Genomic DNA, 19,370 nt, shown 5'->3' with positions numbered 1-19,370 from the left:
TGCTAAGCTGAATGCAGAGCGCCGGGCGATGAGCGGTGCCCGACCCACCGTTTTCGGGGAGAAATGGCATGGCCGAGGAGTTGCCGCGCAAGCGATTTGCCGCGGGTCAAGAAATCTTTGCCCAGGGGGATGAGGGCGACAACGCCTATTTCATAGAACAGGGTTCCGTGGAGATATCCACCGAGCGGGCCGGCCGCAAGGTGGTCATCGCCCGTCTTGGCAGCGGTGATCTCTTTGGCGAACTGGCCCTGATCAATCGACAGGCCCGAACGGCCACGGCCACGGCCCTGCGCGACGTGGAACTGGTCAGCATTAATGCGGCCCAGCTGCAACGGGCCCTGCGCGAGGCCAACCCCCTCCTGCGCAAGCTGTTGCAGGTCAACCTCGGGCGCTTCCAGTGGACCCAGCAGTTCATGCTTCAGAACGCCGACAGCCTCAATGGCGGTCAGAGCCTGGAGCACCAGGCCAGGGCGGATCTGGCCCTGGAAAAGGAAATCAGCCGGGCCATGGCGCAGCGGGAGTTCGAACTCCATTACCAGCCCATCATCACCCTCGAAGGGGGCTGGACGGTGGGTTTCGAGGCCCTCCTGCGCTGGCGTCATCCCACTCGGGGGCTGGTGTACCCCGATGGCTTCATTGGCGTGGCCGAGCGCACCGGGCAGATCGTCGACATCGGCCAGTGGGTACTCAAGGAGGCCCTCGACGCCCTCAAGTCCTTCCAGCTGCTGGTGGGCAATGCCGGCGCCGGGCCGCGTCCACCGCTGACAGCCCTGGCCGAAGTCCGCGACTCCCTGACCAGCGAACCGCGTCGTGATGCCCTGTTCATGAGCGTGAACATCTCCGGTCGGCAACTGTTCGAGCTGCAGGAGATCGATCGCCTGGGCGACACCATCAAGGCCTCGGGCATTGATCCCGCCCTGATCAAGCTGGAGGTCACCGAATCCCTGCTGGTGGACGATCCGGCCCATGCCCGGGTAGCGCTGCAACTCCTGCGGGAGTATGGCGTTCGCATTGCCCTGGATGATTTCGGCACCGGCTACTCCAGCCTCAGCTATCTGCACGAGTTCCCGCTGGATGCCCTCAAGATTGACCAGACTTTCGTTGCCACCATGGGACGGGATCCGAAGAGTTATCGCATCGTGCGCGCCATCGTTGGTCTGGCCCGCGACATGGGCATGGAGACCATTGCCGAGGGAATCGAACGCAACACCCAGCTCTCGGCCCTGCGGGAAGTGGGCTGCGACAGCGGTCAGGGTTATCTCATGTCCCGCCCCGCCTCTTTCCGCGAAGCCCGCCGCCTGCTGCAGATGCGGCAGGCGCGTTGGTGACGGCGGGGAAGGCTGGACCACGAGATGGACACGAAATGCACACGAGATGAAAACCTTAAAAACCTTTAGCCGCGAGATGGACGCTAAATGGACGCGAAATAAAAAGACAAAAGATTATTGGCCACAGATGAACACGGATGAACGCAGATGTTGGGCCGTGCGTGGGGGGCGCCGTGCTGCTTCGGAGGGGCCGTGCCTGCGGATGTGACGGGGGGTGGCTATAGGCAGCGTGGGAGCGGATTCATCCGCGCAATGGCCCAAATCCGACGCCCCACCATTCATTGAGGTGCATCACGGATTGCACCGATCCCAATTAGAGAATCAAACGTCGAATTCAAGCCATTGCGCGGATGAATCCGCGCCTACAGGGGGTATCGGTTTAGCGGCGTGCCAACCGAAAGATTGCAATCGCGGCTGAAAGCCGCTCCCACAGCGGGCCGTCAGCACCCACCGTGCCAGGTCTTATTTCGCGCCCATCTCGTGTTAATTTCGTGGTCAAAATCCCCGAGCCACCCGCAAGCACGGCCCCGCCGAAGCCGCACGGCACCCCGTCAAGCACGGCCCAACATCTGCGTTTATCTGTGTTCATCTGTGGCTAATACTCTTTCCGTCTTTCATTTCGTGTCCATTTCCTGGTCCCAAACCTCAGGGCCTTGGAAACACCGGCTTGCCGGCCAGCAGTTCGGCGATCTGGTCGGCGGTCTGGGGGCGGGCCAGGTGGAAGCCCTGGACGTAATCGCATTCGAAGCGGTTGAGGCTGGCCATTTCCTCGTCGTTCTCCACCCCCTCGGCAATGATGTTCAGGTCGAGATCCCGCGCCAGGCGGGAGATGGCGCGCACGATGCGTTCCCGGCGGGGGTCGTGAACCATGTCCGAGACGAAGGAGCGGTCGATCTTGAGGGTATCCAGCGGGAAGAGATGCAGGTAGCTGAGGCTGGAGTAGCCGGTGCCGAAGTCATCAATGGCCAGGCGTACTCCCTTGTTGCGCAGCTGCTCCAGCGCCACGGCGGCGTGCATGGGTTCATCCACCAGCAGGGATTCGGTGATCTCCAGCTTGATGTACTGGGGATCCATCCCGGAACGGGCCACCACCGCGCCCAGTTTCTCGATTTCATCCAGCTCCAGCAGCTGGCGCCCCGAGACGTTCACGCTCATGAACAGGGGCGGGCGGCCATGGGGCTCGACGATTTCCTGAAAACGTTTCTGGGCATTGAGGGCTTCTTCCAGGGCCCAGCAGCCCATGGGGACGATCTGCCCGGTGGCTTCGGCCACCGGAATGAACTCCCCGGGGGAGACGGTTCCCTTTTCCGGGTGACGCCAGCGCATCAGGGCCTCGAATCCGGCCACCCAGCCTTCGCGCAGGTCGATGATGGGCTGGTAGAAGAGCTCGAACTCACGGGAGTGAATGCCCCGCTTGATGTCGGCCTCCACTTCTTCCTCCCGCCGCGCCTGGCGTTCCAGGGAACCGTCCCCGGACTGGGGCGAGGCGTGCTGGAGCATGAAGCGCTGGGTCCAGATGAAGCGTCCCAGATTGCCGCGTAGCAGGGTCTGGAGCAGGGGATCGGCCCGGTCGATGGCCGACTGCAGGCGATCCAGGGTGATCACCATGGTGCTGGTCTCTTCCGTCGCCATGGCCGAGGCTGTGCGCGCCTGGTGGCTGATCAGGGCCAGTTCGCCGAAGACCTCGCCGGGCCCGAGATTGGCGATGACCACCTTCTTGCCCCCCTGGTCGGTGGAAATCTCCACATTGCCCCTCTGGATGAGGTAGGCCTCCTGGCCGGCATCCCCCCGTTCGAATATGCGCTCGCCCGCGCCAAACACCTTGTGCGGTACCTGCTCACTCATGTCTTCCCCTCTTGTCGTATCCCTTCGTGTGTCGGCGTGGACACGTCCTTGCACCAGTGTAGCTCCCCTGGGCCTGTAGCACGCGGCTGCGGTGTACAGCTCACTCCTCGCGGAGGTCCGCGTCAAGCCCCCGTCCGGAGGGGGTGGCATGGCTCCCCCATGCAGGGGGAGGCCGCCGCGGCCGTATTCCTTTATGCTGAAGCCATTCCTTGAGGGTTCCGGGCGGATGTCATGCAGTTGTCCCGACACAGAAAACAGTTGCGCTGGCTGCTGCTGATTGGCTTGATCAGCGCTCTGCTGGTCATGGCCGTGGAGCGTAGCGGCGGCCTGCAGCGACTGGAATGGATCAGCTATGACGCCCGGGTCAAGGCGCTGCGGGCCGATGCGGCGATTCCCGATGAGCTGGCCCTGATCCTGATTGACGAGGCTTCACTGGCCCAGCTCAATCCGATCCTCGGCCGTTTCCCCTGGCCCCGCTCGGTGTATGCCGACCTGCTCGACTTTCTCTCCCTTGGCCATCCTCGTGCCGTGGTCTTCGATATCCTGCTGACCGAGAATCAGTGGCTGGAATCGGGCGGGCGACATGAGCCCAGCGCGGAGGATCAGGCCCTGATGATGGCCACGGCCGCTGCCGGCAATGTGCACCATGCCATTCAGATCATCACCGAACAGCCGGATGAAGGCGAGGAGGTAGTGGAGGCGCCCCCTCTGCCCGAGTCCGTCCGGCAGCAACACGCACTCAACGGCGTGGAGGGCATCACGGACTTCGGGCGCAACAGCGTTCACCTTCCCATCGACGGCCTGCACCAGATGTCGGCCGGGCTGGGGGCGGTGGGTCTGGATGCCGATGACGATGGCGTTTATCGTCGCGTACGGCCCTTCTTCCGTTATCGGGATGACATCTTTCCCGCCCTTTCGGTCACTGCCCTGCGGGATCTGGGCCTGGAAGCGGCCCGCCAGAGCGGCCGCCATCTCGAGCTGGGTGACTGGCGTGTGCCCGTGGGCGAGGATGGCCGGGTTCTGGCCAATTTCTACGGCGAGATACCCAGCTATTCCATCGGCGGTGTATTCGACAGCCTGCAACGCCTGCACCAGGGCGAGCCGGAACGCATGATCATTGATCCGGAAGAGTTCCGTGACCGCATCGTGTTCATTGGTGGTTCGGCCGTGGGATTGCACGACATCAAGCACACCCCCCTGTCCAGCCGCACCCCCGGAGTGGAAATCCACATGAGCCTGGCTGGCAACCTGCTGGAGGGTGACTTTCTGCGTCCGGTCACAAGCCAGGTCACCGGTCTGCTGGTCCTTGTCTACGCCCTGCTGGCGGCGGCGGCTTTCATGACCGGCCGAGTCAGCCTGCAGCTCCTGCTGCCCCTGATGCTCATTCTGCTTCATGTGTCGGCGGCCTGGTGGGCCTTCTCCCTCAACTGGGTGCTGGACATGGCCGCGCCTCTGGGCAGTGTGGTTCTCAGTGGCGTGGCCTGCCTGGCCTACGTGTCGGTCACCGAGGGCCGGGACAAGCGCCGGGTCCGGCGCATGCTGTCCCAGTATGTGTCGCCGGCCGTGCTGGCCGAGGTGGTCGATCGCTATGACCAGCACCTGAGCGCGGAGGTGGGTACGGCGGAACAGATGAGCATTCTGTTTTCCGATATCCGGGGCTTCACCGGCATTTCCGAGAACTATCCGCCGGAGCAGGTGGTGTCGCTGCTCAACCGCTATCTCTCGGTGCAGACCGAGGCCATCTTCGAGCAGGAAGGCACCCTGGACAAGTTCATTGGCGACGCCATCATGGCCTTCTGGGGTGCACCCATCCGGGTGGAGGATCATGCACGGCGGGCGGTGCGGGCAGCCCTGGCCATGCAGCGCTGTGGCGAGCAGCTCAATCAGCAGTTAATTGCGGAAGGGTGGCCACCCCTGAATACCGGAATTGGCGTGCACACCGGCTCGGTGGTGCTGGGCAACATCGGCTCCGATCGCAAGCTTGACTACACTGTGATCGGGGACAACGTGAATCTGGCGTCCCGAATCGAGGGCCTGACCAGCCATTACCACTGCCCGGTGCTGATTTCCGAAACCACCCGGGCCGCGGCCGGTGATGATGTGATCTGTGCCCTGGTGGACCGGGTGCGGGTCAAGGGCAAGGAGAAGGCCATTGCCATCTGGCGGCCCCTGGCAAGCGGCGAGGATGACCCGCGGCGCCGGGCCGGCGCCGAGGCGATCCGCGATGTGACGGAAACGGCCTGGGAAGCCTACCTGGCCAGGGATTGGGAAGGTGCGGCCCGGGCCTGGGGGCGCCTCCCGGAGGACGACCCACTGCGCCGGATTTTCCTGGCCCGTTGTCGTCACTACATGTACGCGGCCCCGGATCCGGACTGGGACGGTGTGCACCGACTGGACAGCAAATAGATTCAACAGAAGAAGCGAATGGGAGCAAAGCGGATGCGATTCATCATCGTGATCTTGGTAGTGGGAATCTGGGGTAGCTTCTGGTGCGGGCCGGCCATGGCCGCGGATGAAGCGGAGCGGGTGGTTTTCGTGCAGAGTCAGAACGCGGCCCTGATGGCCCAGCCGGCCTTTGGCGGCGAACCCCTTGAGCGCCTGGCACGGGGTATGGAAGTGGAGGTGCTGGAGGCCGGTGACAGCTGGCATCGCATCCGTGTGGGTGAGCTGGAGGGCTGGATGCCGGCACTGATTCTGCGTGACACGCCCCCCAACCGTCGGGAGAGCCATCTGGATCGGGCCGCGGAAATGGATGCCAGCGCCCGGCGTCGGGCTTCCGCCGTGACCACGGCCGGAGCCATCCGCGGCGTGGAGGAAGATGAGCGTCTGCTGGATGATCCCAATCTGGATGTGGAAGCGCTCAGGCGCCTGGAAGCATTGGCGGTCTCGGGTGATGAGGCACTGGAGTTCCTGCTGGAAGAGGAGGCGGAGGAGACGCAATGAGGCCATTGGCAACCATCATTGCCGCTGTCGCCGGGCTGGCCCTGTCCACGACCCTGCTGGCCAGCGATCCCCACCCTCGCCAGCGCCTGCACCAGATCCAGCCGGTGGCCGAAGCGGAAGCCAACGAGCGTGCCGAAATCCGGGTCGGCCGTGAAGTGGCGGCGCGAATTCTGGCGCGACACGCGCTGCATCCCGACGATGAGCTGCAGCGTTACGTCAATCGCGTCGGCGTGGCCCTGGCCCTGCACGGTACGCGGCCGGATCTGGACTTTCATTTCGGAGTCATCGAGTCCGGGCAGGTCAATGCCTATGCCGCGCCCGGCGGCTACATATTCATTACCAGCGAGGCGCTGGCGCTGATGGAGGATGAAGCCGAACTGGCTGCTGTGCTGGCCCACGAGATCGCTCACGTGGATCGCCGCCATATTGTCGAGGCCCTGGGTATCCGGGCGCCGGAAAGTTCACCCATGGCCGGCCTGACGCGCTTCTTCGGAGGGGCCACGGAAGTGGCCCAGGTGTTCTTCTCCCAGGCCGTGGATCAGGTGCTGTCGGTGCTGTTCGAGGAAGGCCTTCGTCACGAGGACGAGTTCGAAGCGGATCGGGACGGGGTTCTGCTGGCCGCGCGTGCCGGTTATGATCCGGGAGGTCTGGGGCGCTTTCTTCAACGCCTGAGTGAATCAGCGGACAGACGTGCCGTGGACGAGGTGGCTGATACCCACCCGGCGACTTCCGAGCGGCTGAAGCGCCTGACGGCATTGCAGGACGAGGAGAATCTGAGTGCTATCGAGGGATATCGACGACAGGCCCGTTTCCAGCGGCATGTGCCGTAAGCTGCCGTTGCGGTGGTGTCTGTCGCTACTGCTGACGGGGTCACTGGTGGCACCGGTGGTCAGCGCGGATGAATTTCATTACCGGGATGTGCTGATCGGCAACCGGGCATCGGCCATGGGCGGTGCCTATACGGCCATCTCGGACGATCCCTCCGGGCTGTATTACAACCCGGCCGGCATCGTGCACGCCGACCAGTTGAACCTGTCCGGCAGCGTCAATGCCTGGCACAGCACCCGCGTGGTCTACAAGGATGTGCTGGGTGAGGGGCAGGACTGGCAACGTGAATCCGGCACGCTGATTCCGAACTTTTTCGGCATCACCCAGCCCATCGGGCCGGGCGTGTTCGGCTTTTCCTATGTGGTCACCGATGCCATCCAGGAGGATCAGGACCAGACCTTCACCCAGCTTCCCAATCGTGATCGCTTCACCATCAATCTCAATAACAACCAGTGGGTGTACAAGCTTGGGCCTTCCTATGCCATTCGGGTCAATGAACAGCTTTCCGTGGGTGCCAGCTTCTATTTCCATTTCCGTGACCAGGAAGAGATCAATAACCAGCTGATCGTGGTGGATGCCGGCACCGGGCCGGGTGCCGGTGACAGTGATATCGAGTGGCGCTACCTGCAGACCCAGAATGATGAATGGGGTATCAAGCCGGTCATCGGCGTGATGTGGGAACCCCATGATCGTCTCGCCATCGGCAGCAGCATCCGCTGGACCAACGTTCTGGGGGCGGAAAACTACATCCAGTTCACCTGCCACGGCTCCTCCCTCTCTGAAAGTACCCTTTGCCCGGAAGGCGATATCGACTATGTGGAGGCACGTGACAACATTCGCCGGGATCATCCCTGGGAATGGCGTGTCGGTGCGGCCTGGTTTCACAGCCCGCGCCTGGTGATCAGTGGTGACTTCAGCTACCACAGCGCCTTTCATGATGCTGTCCGTGGTGCCAATGGCCGGGAAGTGGAGGCAACCTGGAACGCGGCCATGGGGGTTGAGTATTACCTGCGCAATGACCTGGCCTTGCGGGGTGGCCTGTTTACCAACAATGCCAACACGCCCAGCGAGGTGGTGCAATACGATCATGTCAACATGCTGGGCTTCAGTGCCAGCGTTGCCCGCTTCACGCGTAACTCCTCGCTGGATCTGGGCTTCAGTTATGCCGCTGGCCGTGGTCAGGGCCAGGTATTGCCGGTGGATCGGGATCCGCAGACGGTGGAGGCCAGCAGCCTGACCGTCTTCCTGTCCAGTTCCTACACGTTCTGAAGGCACCGTGATGCGGTTTCGGGCATACATTGTCTGCGTGATTGCCATCCTGCATGCGCCCGGCCTGGCGGCCTCCGCCTTTCCCGGCCTGAAATCGACGACCCTGGCTGAATCCGTCTTCAATGCCCGGGTCGCCGTTCACCATGGTGGCGCCGGGGAGGGGGCACCGGTGGTGCTGGTGCATGGTATCGGTACCGAGGCCTCGGAGGTGTGGACGGACCTGGTTGCCGCACTGCGTGAGGAGCATCCACTCATCGTGCTGGATCTGCCCGGCTTCGGGGCTTCGCCCGGTTCGGGCGAGCTCTACAGCCCCGACAACTACGCCAGTGTGTTGCACGAAGTGATCCAGGCCTTTGCCGGGGAGCCCGTCAGGCTGGTGGGCCACTCCCTGGGGGGCGCCATTGCCATTCGATATGCCGCCCGTTATCCGGAGCAAGTGGAGTCCCTGCATCTGATCAGCGTGGCCGGGATTCTGCACCGTGCGGCCTATGCCGCCTTCCTCGCCCGCGTGGGTGATGCGGAAGGACGGGTGGACGGCAGCGGGGGGCCCGACAACCCGGTGGATCGGGCTGTTTCCTCGGCCATCCGCAAGTTCGTTCGTCGCACACCGGACAGCAATCGCATGCTGGAAAGCAGTTTCTTCCGGCGTGCCGTGCTGGGTGGCAATGCGGAAACCATTGCCGGCATGGCCCTGGTGGCGACGGATTTCGGCCCCAGTCTGGATCAGGTGCGGGCGCCCACCCGCATCTATTGGGGTGAAGCGGATCGTACCGCCCCGCTGCGGACCGGCGAGATTCTCAAGGCGCGCCTGCCACTGGCCAGCCTGACGGTGTTCCCCGATGCCGGCCACGCGCCCATGCTGGAAATGCCAGGGCGATTCAATGACACCCTGATTGCCGGGCTGTCCGGTCAGCGGGCGGGGCAGGCGTCGGCCATGCCGGATGAGATCGGCGAGGCCAGCGCGCACTGCAGGGATGAGCGTGGCTTCCGTCTCAGTGGTGCCTTCAAGCAAGTGGTCATCGAAAATTGCCCGGATGCACTGCTCACGGATATAGCCGTGGCCCGGCTCGAGATACGGGACTCCAGGGCCCGTCTGCGCAACATTCGCCTGAAAGGGAGCGGGGAAGGGGAGCAGGCGGCACTCACGGTACGTAACAGCGAGCTCCTCGTGACCGGTGGCCGCTTTTCCGGTGCCTGGCTGATCGACACCGAGCGCAGCGTTATCGACATGGCCGGTACGGTACTAGAGCCCACGGAACTGGCTGTGCGCAATACCGGGTCCGATGCCAGCGAAATACTCTTTTCGGTGACCACCCTGCTCAGGGGGGAAGAACGCCGTTATCTCCACGAAGTGATGGCTTTTGAACAGGGGGATCGTCTTTGAAGGTGTTCGTAAACGGCCGCTGGTTGCTGTTCCTGCTGCTATGGCCGGGCATGGTGTTGGCGGCGCCGCCATCGGCTGACTGGCAGACCCTTGAGACGGAGCGCTTCCGTGTGCATTTCCCCGGCGAACTGGAAAGCTGGGCCCGTAAGGCTGCGGCTCGGGCCGAAGCCGTGGCTGATGAAGTGCATGAATGGGTCGGATTCACCCCGGACAGCCCGGTGGATGTGATCATTGCCGACCCCTTCAATCAGCCCAATGGCATGGCCCTGCCTCTGACGGGGCGCGCCCGCATGTTGCTGTTTACAACACCACCGGCCGCGGATTCCGTGATCGGTAATTACAGCGACTGGCCGGAACTGCTGCTGATTCACGAGCACGTTCATCTGGCCCATCTCAGTCGTCCCGTGCGGCGGTCCTTTGACCGGTTTCGCGGGCAGTTGTGGCTTCCGGCCGCGGTGATGCCACTGATGCAGTCTCCCATGTGGGTGATCGAAGGCTATGCCACCTGGCTCGAGGGTGAACTGACCGGCAGCGGGCGGCCCAACAGCGACCTGCGGGCTTCGCTCATTCGCCAATGGGCACGTGAGGGCCGTCTGCCCAACTATGGGCAGTTGAGCGGTACCCTGGGTCAGGACTGGGATTCCCGCCTGCGCGCCTATCTGGTGGGTTCCGCTTACTTCGAGTGGCTGGCCGAGCGGGAAAGCCCCCAGGCATTTCGTGATGTCTGGGCCCGACAGACGGCCCATACCCGGCGGGATTTCAATGAGGCCTTTGGCGGTGTGTTCGGTGCCTCACCCGCCGAGCTGTACCAGCGCTTCATGGCAGAAACCGTTCATGCGGCCCTCAGGGCCGAGTCGGTGTTCGCGGACAGGGAAGTGCGCGGTGAGCTCTGGCAGGCATTCGGGCACCGCCTGGGCGCACCCGCCGTCTCGCCCGCGGGCGACCGGGTGGCCGTGGTGGAGTATTCGAACAACGAGCCGGCCGGGCTGCGAGTCTATCGACTGGATGACAATGCGGAACGCTTCGAGAAGTGGCGGGAAGCCGAAGAGAAGAAGGTGGAGAAGGATCCGGACGATGTCATGGCGGTTCGTCCCCGTTCACTGCCGCGCGAGGCACTGCACAGCCTGCCGGCACCGGAAGGCCGTGATGTGCATGACCCGCGCTGGATCGACGAGAACAGCATTCTCTTCACTCGACTCAGCACCGATGCGCACGGCTTTGCCAGCTCCGATCTGTTTCGCTGGCATCTGGACAGGAACCGGGTGGAGCGAATCACAGAGGGCGGGCGATTACATCGTGCCGACCCGGCTCCGGACGGCCGCTGGGCGGTGGCCGTGCGCTATCGTCATGGCTACTCGGAACTGGTTCGGGTGGATCTTGCCGACGGTCGCATCCAGTCCCTTTCGGAAGCCTCAACCAATTTGGTGCATGATCAGCCGCGCATCCATCCTGATGGCCAGGTCGTCGCCTATCTGTCGCATGCTGCGGGCCACTGGTCCCTGCGCCTGAAGGATTTGAACAGCGGTGAGGAGGCGTTGGCCCTGGATGCCGGGCCGTCGAGCTTCCTTGCCCAACCGGCCTGGTCAGCGGATGGCGTCCTGTATTTCAGTCGTGGCCGATTCGGTTATATCGGCGTGGATCGCTGGCAGGAAGGCATGGCCGACAGTCAGCCGGTGACGGTATCCGTCCAGGCCGCCCTGGCCCCCCAGCCGATACCGGGTACGGATGCCTTGCTTTATCTGCAGCCCGGTCCCTCCGGCCACGATCTGATGCGGGTGGAAAACGGCAGCGATATCCGGCCCGGGTGGCCACTGGAAAGTATGGAGACGGCCTCACCCATTGGCCGCCAGCCGGTGCCCCTCCAGTTGCGCGCCCCCGATCCCAGTGACGCACCCGCCCGTTCATACGGCCGTGGCCCGCAATTTGCGACCGGCCTGATGTCGGGGCGCTGGACCCGTTCGGAAACGGCCCTGGATCTTGGCGTGAAGGGGGGCGACCTGATCGGGCGTACGGACTGGCTGGCTGCCGCATCGCTGTCATCTCGGGAGAGCGAAAATGGGGCCTTGCTGGCCGGCAGCTGGCGAGGTTGGCCGATCGACCTTACGGCGGCGGCATTTCACCAGGTCAGTGACCCGTCGCAGCAGCGGGATGCCGCGGACACCGAGGCGATGCGCCAGCGACAGACCGGCCTGCTGATGGGGCTGGAAGCCGATCGCCGTGCCGGGCGTTTCCGCAATGGTGTGTCCGCTGGTCTGGCCCTGAGCGAGGTGAGCCTGGCGGGCGACGACTACCGGCGTGACTGGTCCTGGCTGCAGGCCGGCAGCCAATGGCAGCGTCAGCGTGGCTCGCGCCGCAGCCAGGCCGGACTGGGCCTGAGTGCGGTCGAAGGCCGCACGGAAGGGGAGAGCTGGTCGCTTCGCCGGGGCCACTTCAGCCTTGCCGCGGGAAGACAGGGGATGGCGGGCCTTGCCCTGTCTCAGGTCAGCCTGGATGACGCCGGCAACAGTGGGGAACGGCTGGTTCTCGGTGGCCAGCCCGGCCTGACCAGTACCGCCCGAACCCAGCCGGAGAGAATCTTCGAGCCCGCCGTTCCGCTCGGATTGCTGATCGGGCAGGAGTACGAGGGTCAATCCTTCTTCCTGCGCAACCGCAGCAACACCGCGCGGCTCTTCTATCGGCGCCACCGCATGGGCGAGGAGAGCGCCGATGAAGGCGACTGGCTGGTTCTGCGGGGTTTCGAGATTGGCGGTGGCCTGACGGATACCCGCCTGCCCCTGCCCGAACTCAGGGGTGTGCGCCTGGAGGCCGGAGTCGCACTGATTCAGGACAACCCCCTGCCGGATCGCACCCGGGCCTGGGTCAATTTGCGGTATGAGTGGTGAGTTCTGAGTTCTGAGTTCTGAGTTCTGAGTTCTGAGTTCTGAGTTCTGAGTGCTGAGTTCTGAGTGCTGAGTGCTGAGTGCTGAGTGCTGAGTGCTGAGTGCTGAGTGCTGAGAGGGGGTGGCAAGAGGCATGGTCATGATTCACTGGAAATGTCATGTGAATATGGTCGGCAGGAAAGGGCGATGAACATCGCCACAACATCAACATCAATACGTGTTCAATTCAGGGAGAAGAAAATGAAAATGAAACATTGGCTCGTTGTTCTGCTTGCCGTCGGTCTGTCGGCCTGTTCGGCGACCTATATGGCCCAGGAATATCCGCTGGACGAGGAACGCATCTCGAACATGGATGTCCGTGGTGAAGTGCGCGTGAATGGCGCCTATGACAGCCCGCGACCCTTCCGAATCGGCAATATCGACGCTGACCTGAAACAGATCAGTGACCAGATGGCCTCGCAGATGGCGGATGAGATCCAGCGTCGCCATGACGGTAGCCGTGGCTCTGCCAAGGAGATCGAAGTGCGCGTGACCCGCATGGACGTGGCCAACCGCTTCGCCTACCTGGAAGGGCAGATCCATGTGGAGCTGACTCTGGGCAACGGTGATACGGTCAACTTCGAGCGCCGCAATGGCAGTGCCGGTCATATTGACCGGGTACTCAACGGTACCGTCGCCCGTGCCATCATCGAAGCCCTGGAAGACGATACGGTCAGGGCCTATCTGGCCGAGTGATGTCGTTAGCCATGCCGGCTGGCAGGGGTTTCCTGTCAGCCGGCATGGGTTGTCGCTCGTTGGCACCGAGGCGGCTATCGCCCGCCCTACAGGGGGCATTGGGTATATGACGGGCAACGGTTGGTGACTGGATTGTCGTCGGCAGCGATTGAAAGATCAAAATGCCGACAACGACAACGACAACGACAACGACAACGACTACGGTCTGCTAAGCACTCAGCACTCAGAACTCAGAACTCAGCACTCAGCACTCAGCACTCAGCACTCAGCACTCAGCACTCAAACAAGACGGCACCCCAAAGGGTAGGGGGGGTGATCCACTCCCCCTGCCATTACCTTTTCCCGCTGATCCCGCCACCAGGCCGCGTCGAAGATATGGGCATGATGCAGCCGGATTACGTCCAGTTGCTCGGTGGACAGGCCCATGAAGTCCGGAAAACGCTCGGGAAACACGTCGCCAGGGTTGACGGCGAAGCCGGGTTCGGCGCTCATCAGCTCTTCCTCGGATCGGGCGGGCGGTATGCGCCGGAAATGGCAATGCCTGAGCAGACGCAGTTCGTCGTAGTCGTAGAAAATCACGCGACCGGTTCCCGTGACACCGAAGTTCTTCAGTAACAGGTCCCCGGGAAAGATGTCGGCGCAGGAGAGATCCTCGAGGGCCTGCCCGTAATCACTCAGGACCGCTGCCTGTTCCTGCGGGCCGGCCTCGCGCAGGTAGAGGTTCAGGGGGCGTACCCGCCGTTCAGCATAGCAGTGGTTCACGATCAGCGAGTCACCGTCGATCCGGATGGATTGCTGGCAGTCTGATTGCAGTTCCTTCAACAGCGCCTCGCTCATCTGCCGGAGCGGGAAGCGCAGTTCGCGAAAGGGCTGGGCATCCACGAGACGTCCGCCGCGTTCATGGCGAAAGACCATCTGATACTGTTTGAATACCTGTTCGCGTTTGAAAGGTTTTTCCGGCCCGAAACGGTCACGCACCACCTTGAACACCAGCGGATAGGAGGGCAGCGTGAACACCACCATGACCAGTCCTGGCGTACCTTCCGCCAGCTCCAGCTTTTCATCGGCATGCGCATTCAGATGCCGGAAGAAATGCCGGTAGCGCTCGGTCTTTCCCTGCTTGATGCGCCCAAGCACGGTGTAGAGCTCGTCCAGCGGCTTGTGGGGCAGCAGGGTGCGCAGGAAGAGGGTGGCATCGGAAACCCGGGGCAGATCGGCGAGAAAATAGTTGTGGGTATAGCCGAAAGCGATGCTCAGCGAGCGTCGATCGATTAACAGGGCCTCGGCCCGGATACCATCGGCGTGGCGGTTGAGAACCACCACGCAGGGGCGGTAATCCTTTTCGGTGAACAGCCGTCCCACCAGCCAGGCACGTCCGTCCCGGTAGAAAACCGTGTCCATGAACTCCATGGCCACCGGCCATCCCTTGTCGTCATCTTCCAGTACCCGACCGAGGCGCCGCGCCAGTCTGTCCACATCCCCCGGTCGGTCGCCCCAGGCGAGGCGGAATGGCAGGCTGGCCAGGACCCGGTCCCATAAGCGGTGCAGTTCATTCTGGCTGCTGTCGGGGATGGCAAAGTGATGAATGGCCGGTGGTTCGGAGGAACGTGTGCTGGGCTCCACCTCCAGCGCCCGGAATTCCACTGCGCCGTCCACACCCCGGGTGCGGAACAGGCGGCGGCTGCTGCTGTTGAAGAAGGTCTTGCAGAGTTCGGAATCCGGCAGCTCTTCAATGAGCTCGCGATAGTGATTGCGGAGCGCCTTCCAGAACGTGCGCGAAAGAATCCGGCTGCCAAGTTCCGTTTCCAGGAGGGCCAGGCACTCTCGGATGCTGTCGTCGTAGAGCTGAACCCTTTCCATGGCATCCGCCTGCATGCCGGCCCGGTCGCCCGCCTCAAATCGCCGACGGCCGCGACGGCTGATGTCGGCAAAGGCAGCGTTGTAATCGTCGAAGGCGCGCAGGATGCGGGTAGCGGCCTTTTGCACCGCCGGCGAGGCTGGTGCGGTCGCGACCTTCACGGAAGCACCTTCCGGCGCAGCAGCCTGAGGCGGGCGCTGCGGTAGTAGAGAATGGCCAGCCAGTCGTAGAGGGCGTGGATGAGAATGGGAAGCAGCAGGTTGCCGCTCCAGTGAAAGAGCAGCCCCATGTAGATGCCCATCAGGGTGGCGACGATGAAATAGGCTCGGCTGATGGCATGAACCAGGCCGAACAGCAGGCCGGTGGCGAGGATGGCCACGGGGGCGTTCAGCCACTGCGCCAGAGCCTGCTGAAGTACACCACGGAACAGCAGCTCTTCACCCACGCCGGCCAGGATGGACAGGGGCAGGGCCCAGTGGATGCTGCGGTGGCGAAAGAGCTGCGTCAGCATGTTGCGGACCTTCTGCTCCAGCTCCCGCCCCCAGGAGGGGGTGAAGGGCATCAGCAGGCCGTAGAGAAGGAATATGGCGGCTGTTCCTGCCAGGGTCTGAAACAGCAGCGCCCAGGACAGGTGCATGGCGCCCAGCAGCGGCAGACCCAGCGGCCAGGCCAGGAACAGGGCCAGGGGGATCAGGGCCGCCTGAAACAGCAGGCCGGCGAACAGATTGCTGCGCCAGAAATCGTTGTCGGGGCGGGCCACCAGGGCTTTCCTTTCTGTTCAAGGAGTGATGCCCCATGTTCTGCAATTGTGCCGCCGGCGTCCAGACCTGATGGACGGTGCCGTTCTGAGCTCTTCTGGAATGGTCAAGGGCGTCGTAAATGCCTATGCTTGAAGTGTTCGTCCGCAAAAGGGGGTGTGGCAAGCGGGCGCCCGGGGGTGGAGTGCGGGAATTTGACGGATCATGTCTGTGGTGATCGCGGCGAGGAGCGGGTAACGATTCCGGATCGTTGCGGCTGGATGCCAATGGCATTGGGCTGGTGGCTGCTGCTGGCGTTTGCCCAGGCCGGTGCCTCGGTCGCCGCCGGCGATGTGCCGGACCGCCCGGTCGTGGAGGGTAGTGCCCAGGCCGGGAGCTACCTGCTCACCGAGCGGCATCGCCAGTATCTGATTCAACGCGGTCCCCTGCGATTATGTGTTGACCCGGACTGGCTGCCCTTCGAAGCCATCAACCCCGCGGGTGTCTACATCGGCATCGGTGCGGACTTCATGGCCTTGCTTGCCCGTCGGGGCGGACTGCAGCTGGAGCTGGTACCGACCCGTAGCTGGTCGGAATCGTTGACCCGGATTCGTGATCGGGACTGTGACGTGCTGCCGTTGGCGATGAAGACCCCGAGCCGCTCGGAGTACCTGGATTTCACCCGCCCCTACCTGGAAACCCCCTCCGTCATCGCCACGCTTGGGCCACAGCCCTTCATCCGGGATCTGGCGGAAGTGGCGGATCGTCCCCTGGGGATCATGGCGGGCTTCAGTTTCGTGGAGATCTATCGCGCTCGATATCCCGGCATCCACCTGGTCGAGGTCTCGTCCTATGAAGAGGGCCTGACCGCCGTCATGGAAGGTGAGCTGTTCGGCATGCTGGGCAACATGGCCAGCATTGCCTACTCCTTGCAGCGCATGCGGAACACGGAGCTGCGCATCAGCGGGCGCCTGATCGATGACTCCCGCCTGTCCATGGCCAGCCGCAATGACGAGCCCGTGCTCAATGAGATTCTGGAAATTCTCGTCGCCACCATCTCGGCGGGGGATCGGCAGCGGGTGTTGAACCAGTGGTATGCGGTGAGAATCGACATGGATGAGAACGGCCCTATCCTGTTTCCGCTGGTGCTTGTGGCCGGTTTACTGTCCATCCTTCTGATCTTCTGGGCCTACCATCTCTATCTGCGCAACAGCATGTTGCGGCAGAGCAATGCGCGATTGTTGCAGCAGAATCGCCAGGATGCGCTGACCGGCACCTTCAATCGCCTGTATTTCGATGAGCGCTTGCAGCATGCCATGGCACTGGCCCGCCGTCGCCGCCTGAAGCTGGCTGTCGCCATGCTCGATCTCGATCATTTCAAGCAGTTCAATGATCACCATGGGCATGCGCTGGGTGATCAATGCCTGCGACAGATCAGCGGACTGATGCGTGACATGTTCCAGCGGGAGACGGAAACCGTGGCCCGTTATGGCGGCGAGGAGTTCGTCATTCTTTCGGAAGACGGTTCACCGGAGCAGTTCGCCCGTCGCCTGGAAGCCTTCCGCCAGGCCCTGAAGGACATGCCGCTGCAATATGAAGGAGAGGATATTCAACTCACCGTGAGTATCGGGTTGTGGGTGGCGGTGCCATCCATTGGTGACCGGCCCGCCGATTTCATGCGCCAGGCGGATGATGTGCTGTATGAGGCCAAGGCGGCGGGACGGGATTGCCTGCGCAGACGTGAACGCGAGGAATCGGTGTCCACCGGCTACTGATGACAGAGGCGTGAACGCGCCTCGTGCCAGCTCAGTTCACGGCCGGAGGGCAGCGTCGCTTCACTGTCGGCCAGCCAGGCCTGAATGTCGGCCTTGGTTTCCCCGGCCCGGCTGTCCCGAGCCAGGAAATGCCAGCCGTCCGGGTAGAAGGCGAAGCGCCGTTGCGGATCATCGGCATCCGGGTGATGCCTGATCATCTCGCAGATGGCCTCTGCCGGGATGACCTCGTCCTCGCCCCCGTAGAGCACCAGCAGCGGGTCGGTAACGGCCGGCCAGGTGGCCAGGGCGTCGCTCATCAGTTCCGTCAGCCCATCCAGGGCATCCACCCGGACCCGATGAATGACCAGCGGGTGCTCATCCCAGTAATCGGCCCATTCCGGGTCATCGGTGGGTTCCACCGCCACCCAGTCGGCACTCACCCGCATGCCGGGGGTCAGGCGAAGCCCCAGCCACAGGCCCATCCGCTGGTACCAGGGCTGTGTCTCCCGAGCCCAGACCGCCGGTGCCATCAGAACGGTACCGGCAAGCGCCGGGCGGTCGTCGTCTGCGAGGGCCAGCAGTGCCACGGCACCGCCCATGCTCTCGCCCAGCAGGTACAGGGGTGTTTGCGGGTAGCGTGCCCGCAGGAGCGTGAGTGCCAGCACCGCATCATCCACCAGCCGTTCCGTACCGGGCCAGATACCCCTTTGTTCGGTGCCACCAAAACCCCGCTGGTCGTAGGCCAGCACGGTCACGCCCCGGGCCGAGAGGTATTCTCCAAGTGCGGTATGTGATTGGCGAAAATCATTGAAACCATGCAGGGCCAGCACCACCGCCTCGACCTCCCCTTCGGCGTGCCAGACCGTTACCGGCATGCGGTAGCCGTCAGCGGCCACGAACACCGCGTCGTTCAGCCCCGGTGGTTCATTGCCTGGCCCCGGTTCCTGAATACGCGCCTGGGCACAGCCCGCCACGGCGGTCAGGACAATGAGCAGCATCAGCCGCGTCAGGGCAGAGCAGGAATCCTGGGCGTTCCGGAATCGTTTCACGGAATGATTTCCTTCTGTGATACTGCAGTCAGCGCTTCGTGAGACCACCATGCTGTCAGCATAGCCAGATGAAGGGAAATGATGAACCGCACCACTCGCGTTCTGGATCATCGCTGGGATCTCACGGTGAGCGAGGCCATCGCCCTGCAGCGGGACATGGCCACCCGGCTGATCCTGGAAGACCGGCTGGACGCGCCACGAACGGTGGCCGGTCTGGATGTGGCTTTTCCCGACCGGGGTGCCACCACGCGAGCCGCAGTGGTGGTGATGAGCCTGCCCGGCCTGGAGCGCCTGGATGAAGCCGTGGCGGAACAGCCCACCCGCTTTCCCTATGTCCCGGGCCTGTTGTCCTTTCGGGAAGTGCCGGCGCTGATGATGGCCCTGGAACAGCTGAAGATCTCACCGCAGCTGCTTCTCTGTGATGGTCAGGGCATTGCCCATCCCCGCCGCATGGGCGTGGCCTGTCATCTTGGCCTGCTCACGGACCTGCCCAGTATCGGCATCGGCAAGTCGCGGCTGTTGGGTACGCATGCGCGAGTCGATGAAACCAAGGGCAGTCGGCAGCCGTTGATTCACCGGGGCGAAACCATTGGCATCGTCCTCAGAAGTCGCGACCGGGTTCGCCCCATTTTAGTCTCCCCCGGCCACCGCCTCGGCCTGCAGACCGCCGTCGACCTCACCCTGGCCTGTCTCGGCCGCTTCCGCCTCCCCGAACCCATCCGCGCCGCCGACCACCTGGCCGGTCATCGTCCGTGAATCGG

The 19,370-nt window shown here is 63.3% G+C and carries 14 protein-coding genes; 10 read left to right on the top strand and 4 right to left on the bottom strand.

Going from position 1 to position 19,370, the window contains the following annotated elements; genetic code table 11:
- Positions 1 to 68 precede the first annotated feature (68 nt).
- The gene (locus tag RBH19_RS09230) at positions 69 to 1,328 is read left to right on the top strand and encodes an EAL domain-containing protein (RefSeq protein ID WP_306728554.1); all 1,260 of its coding nucleotides are present in this window, start codon (positions 69 to 71) and stop codon (positions 1,326 to 1,328) included.
- 645 nt (positions 1,329 to 1,973) lie between these two features.
- Here the strand turns inward: RBH19_RS09230 and RBH19_RS09225 are convergent.
- The gene (locus tag RBH19_RS09225) at positions 1,974 to 3,173 is read right to left on the bottom strand and encodes an EAL domain-containing protein (RefSeq protein WP_306728553.1); all 1,200 of its coding nucleotides are present in this window, start codon (positions 3,171 to 3,173) and stop codon (positions 1,974 to 1,976) included.
- Positions 3,174 to 3,404: 231 nt separating this feature from the next.
- Here RBH19_RS09225 and RBH19_RS09220 point away from each other — a divergent pair, with 231 nt between their 5' ends.
- The 7 genes from RBH19_RS09220 (at position 3,405) to RBH19_RS09190 (ending at position 13,211) form a co-directional block, all read left to right on the top strand.
- Complete coding sequence (locus RBH19_RS09220; RefSeq protein ID WP_306728552.1) at positions 3,405 to 5,579, top strand: CHASE2 domain-containing protein; 2,175 nt, start codon at positions 3,405 to 3,407, stop codon at positions 5,577 to 5,579.
- 33 nt (positions 5,580 to 5,612) lie between these two features.
- Positions 5,613 to 6,116, top strand: coding sequence for an SH3 domain-containing protein (locus RBH19_RS09215; RefSeq protein WP_306728551.1), 504 nt, complete (start codon positions 5,613 to 5,615; stop codon positions 6,114 to 6,116).
- Positions 6,113 to 6,946 (top strand): M48 family metalloprotease, encoded by an 834-nt coding sequence (locus RBH19_RS09210; protein WP_306728550.1) that lies wholly within the window; start codon positions 6,113 to 6,115, stop codon positions 6,944 to 6,946. Before RBH19_RS09215 ends, RBH19_RS09210 begins: the two co-directional genes overlap by 4 nt.
- Complete coding sequence (locus RBH19_RS09205; RefSeq protein WP_306728549.1) at positions 6,894 to 8,213, top strand: OmpP1/FadL family transporter; 1,320 nt, start codon at positions 6,894 to 6,896, stop codon at positions 8,211 to 8,213. Before RBH19_RS09210 ends, RBH19_RS09205 begins: the two co-directional genes overlap by 53 nt.
- 10 nt (positions 8,214 to 8,223) lie before the next feature.
- Positions 8,224 to 9,597 carry an alpha/beta fold hydrolase gene (locus RBH19_RS09200; protein ID WP_306728548.1) on the top strand — a complete coding sequence of 458 codons (1,374 nt, stop codon included), beginning with the start codon at positions 8,224 to 8,226 and terminating at the stop codon, positions 9,595 to 9,597.
- The gene (locus RBH19_RS09195; RefSeq protein WP_306728547.1) at positions 9,594 to 12,479 is read left to right on the top strand and encodes a TolB family protein; all 2,886 of its coding nucleotides are present in this window, start codon (positions 9,594 to 9,596) and stop codon (positions 12,477 to 12,479) included. Before RBH19_RS09200 ends, RBH19_RS09195 begins: the two co-directional genes overlap by 4 nt.
- Positions 12,480 to 12,716: 237 nt before the next feature.
- Positions 12,717 to 13,211, top strand: a complete 495-nt coding sequence (locus tag RBH19_RS09190; RefSeq protein ID WP_306728546.1) for a hypothetical protein — start codon at positions 12,717 to 12,719, stop codon at positions 13,209 to 13,211.
- A 279-nt stretch (positions 13,212 to 13,490) separates the two neighbouring features.
- Here the strand turns inward: RBH19_RS09190 and aceK are convergent, their stop codons facing one another.
- Both aceK and RBH19_RS09180 read right to left on the bottom strand, forming a co-directional pair.
- Positions 13,491 to 15,230 carry a bifunctional isocitrate dehydrogenase kinase/phosphatase gene (gene aceK / locus RBH19_RS09185; protein ID WP_306728545.1) on the bottom strand — a complete coding sequence of 580 codons (1,740 nt, stop codon included), beginning with the start codon at positions 15,228 to 15,230 and terminating at the stop codon, positions 13,491 to 13,493.
- Positions 15,227 to 15,829, bottom strand: coding sequence for a CPBP family intramembrane glutamic endopeptidase (locus RBH19_RS09180; protein ID WP_306728544.1), 603 nt, complete (start codon positions 15,827 to 15,829; stop codon positions 15,227 to 15,229). The genes aceK and RBH19_RS09180 overlap by 4 nt, the downstream gene beginning before the upstream one ends.
- Before the next feature lie 192 nt (positions 15,830 to 16,021).
- On the opposite strand from RBH19_RS09180, the gene RBH19_RS09175 reads away from it, so the two are divergent.
- Positions 16,022 to 17,581 carry a diguanylate cyclase domain-containing protein gene (locus tag RBH19_RS09175; RefSeq protein WP_306728543.1) on the top strand — a complete coding sequence of 520 codons (1,560 nt, stop codon included), beginning with the start codon at positions 16,022 to 16,024 and terminating at the stop codon, positions 17,579 to 17,581.
- On the opposite strand, the gene RBH19_RS09170 is transcribed toward RBH19_RS09175, so the two are convergent.
- Entirely contained in the window at positions 17,575 to 18,609 is a 1,035-nt protein-coding gene (locus RBH19_RS09170) for an alpha/beta fold hydrolase (protein WP_306728542.1), read from the bottom strand. The two genes, RBH19_RS09175 and RBH19_RS09170, sit on opposite strands and share 7 nt — an antisense overlap.
- Positions 18,610 to 18,687: 78 nt before the next feature.
- Here RBH19_RS09170 and nfi point away from each other — a divergent pair, with 78 nt between their 5' ends.
- Positions 18,688 to 19,365, top strand: a complete 678-nt coding sequence (gene nfi / locus RBH19_RS09165) for a deoxyribonuclease V (RefSeq protein ID WP_306728541.1) — start codon at positions 18,688 to 18,690, stop codon at positions 19,363 to 19,365.
- The last annotated feature ends 5 nt before the right edge of the window (positions 19,366 to 19,370 follow it).

This window comes from Natronospira bacteriovora, assembly GCF_030848495.1.
GTDB lineage: Bacteria > Pseudomonadota > Gammaproteobacteria > Natronospirales > Natronospiraceae > Natronospira > Natronospira bacteriovora.
This window is presented reverse-complemented; position numbering and strand designations above follow the sequence as displayed.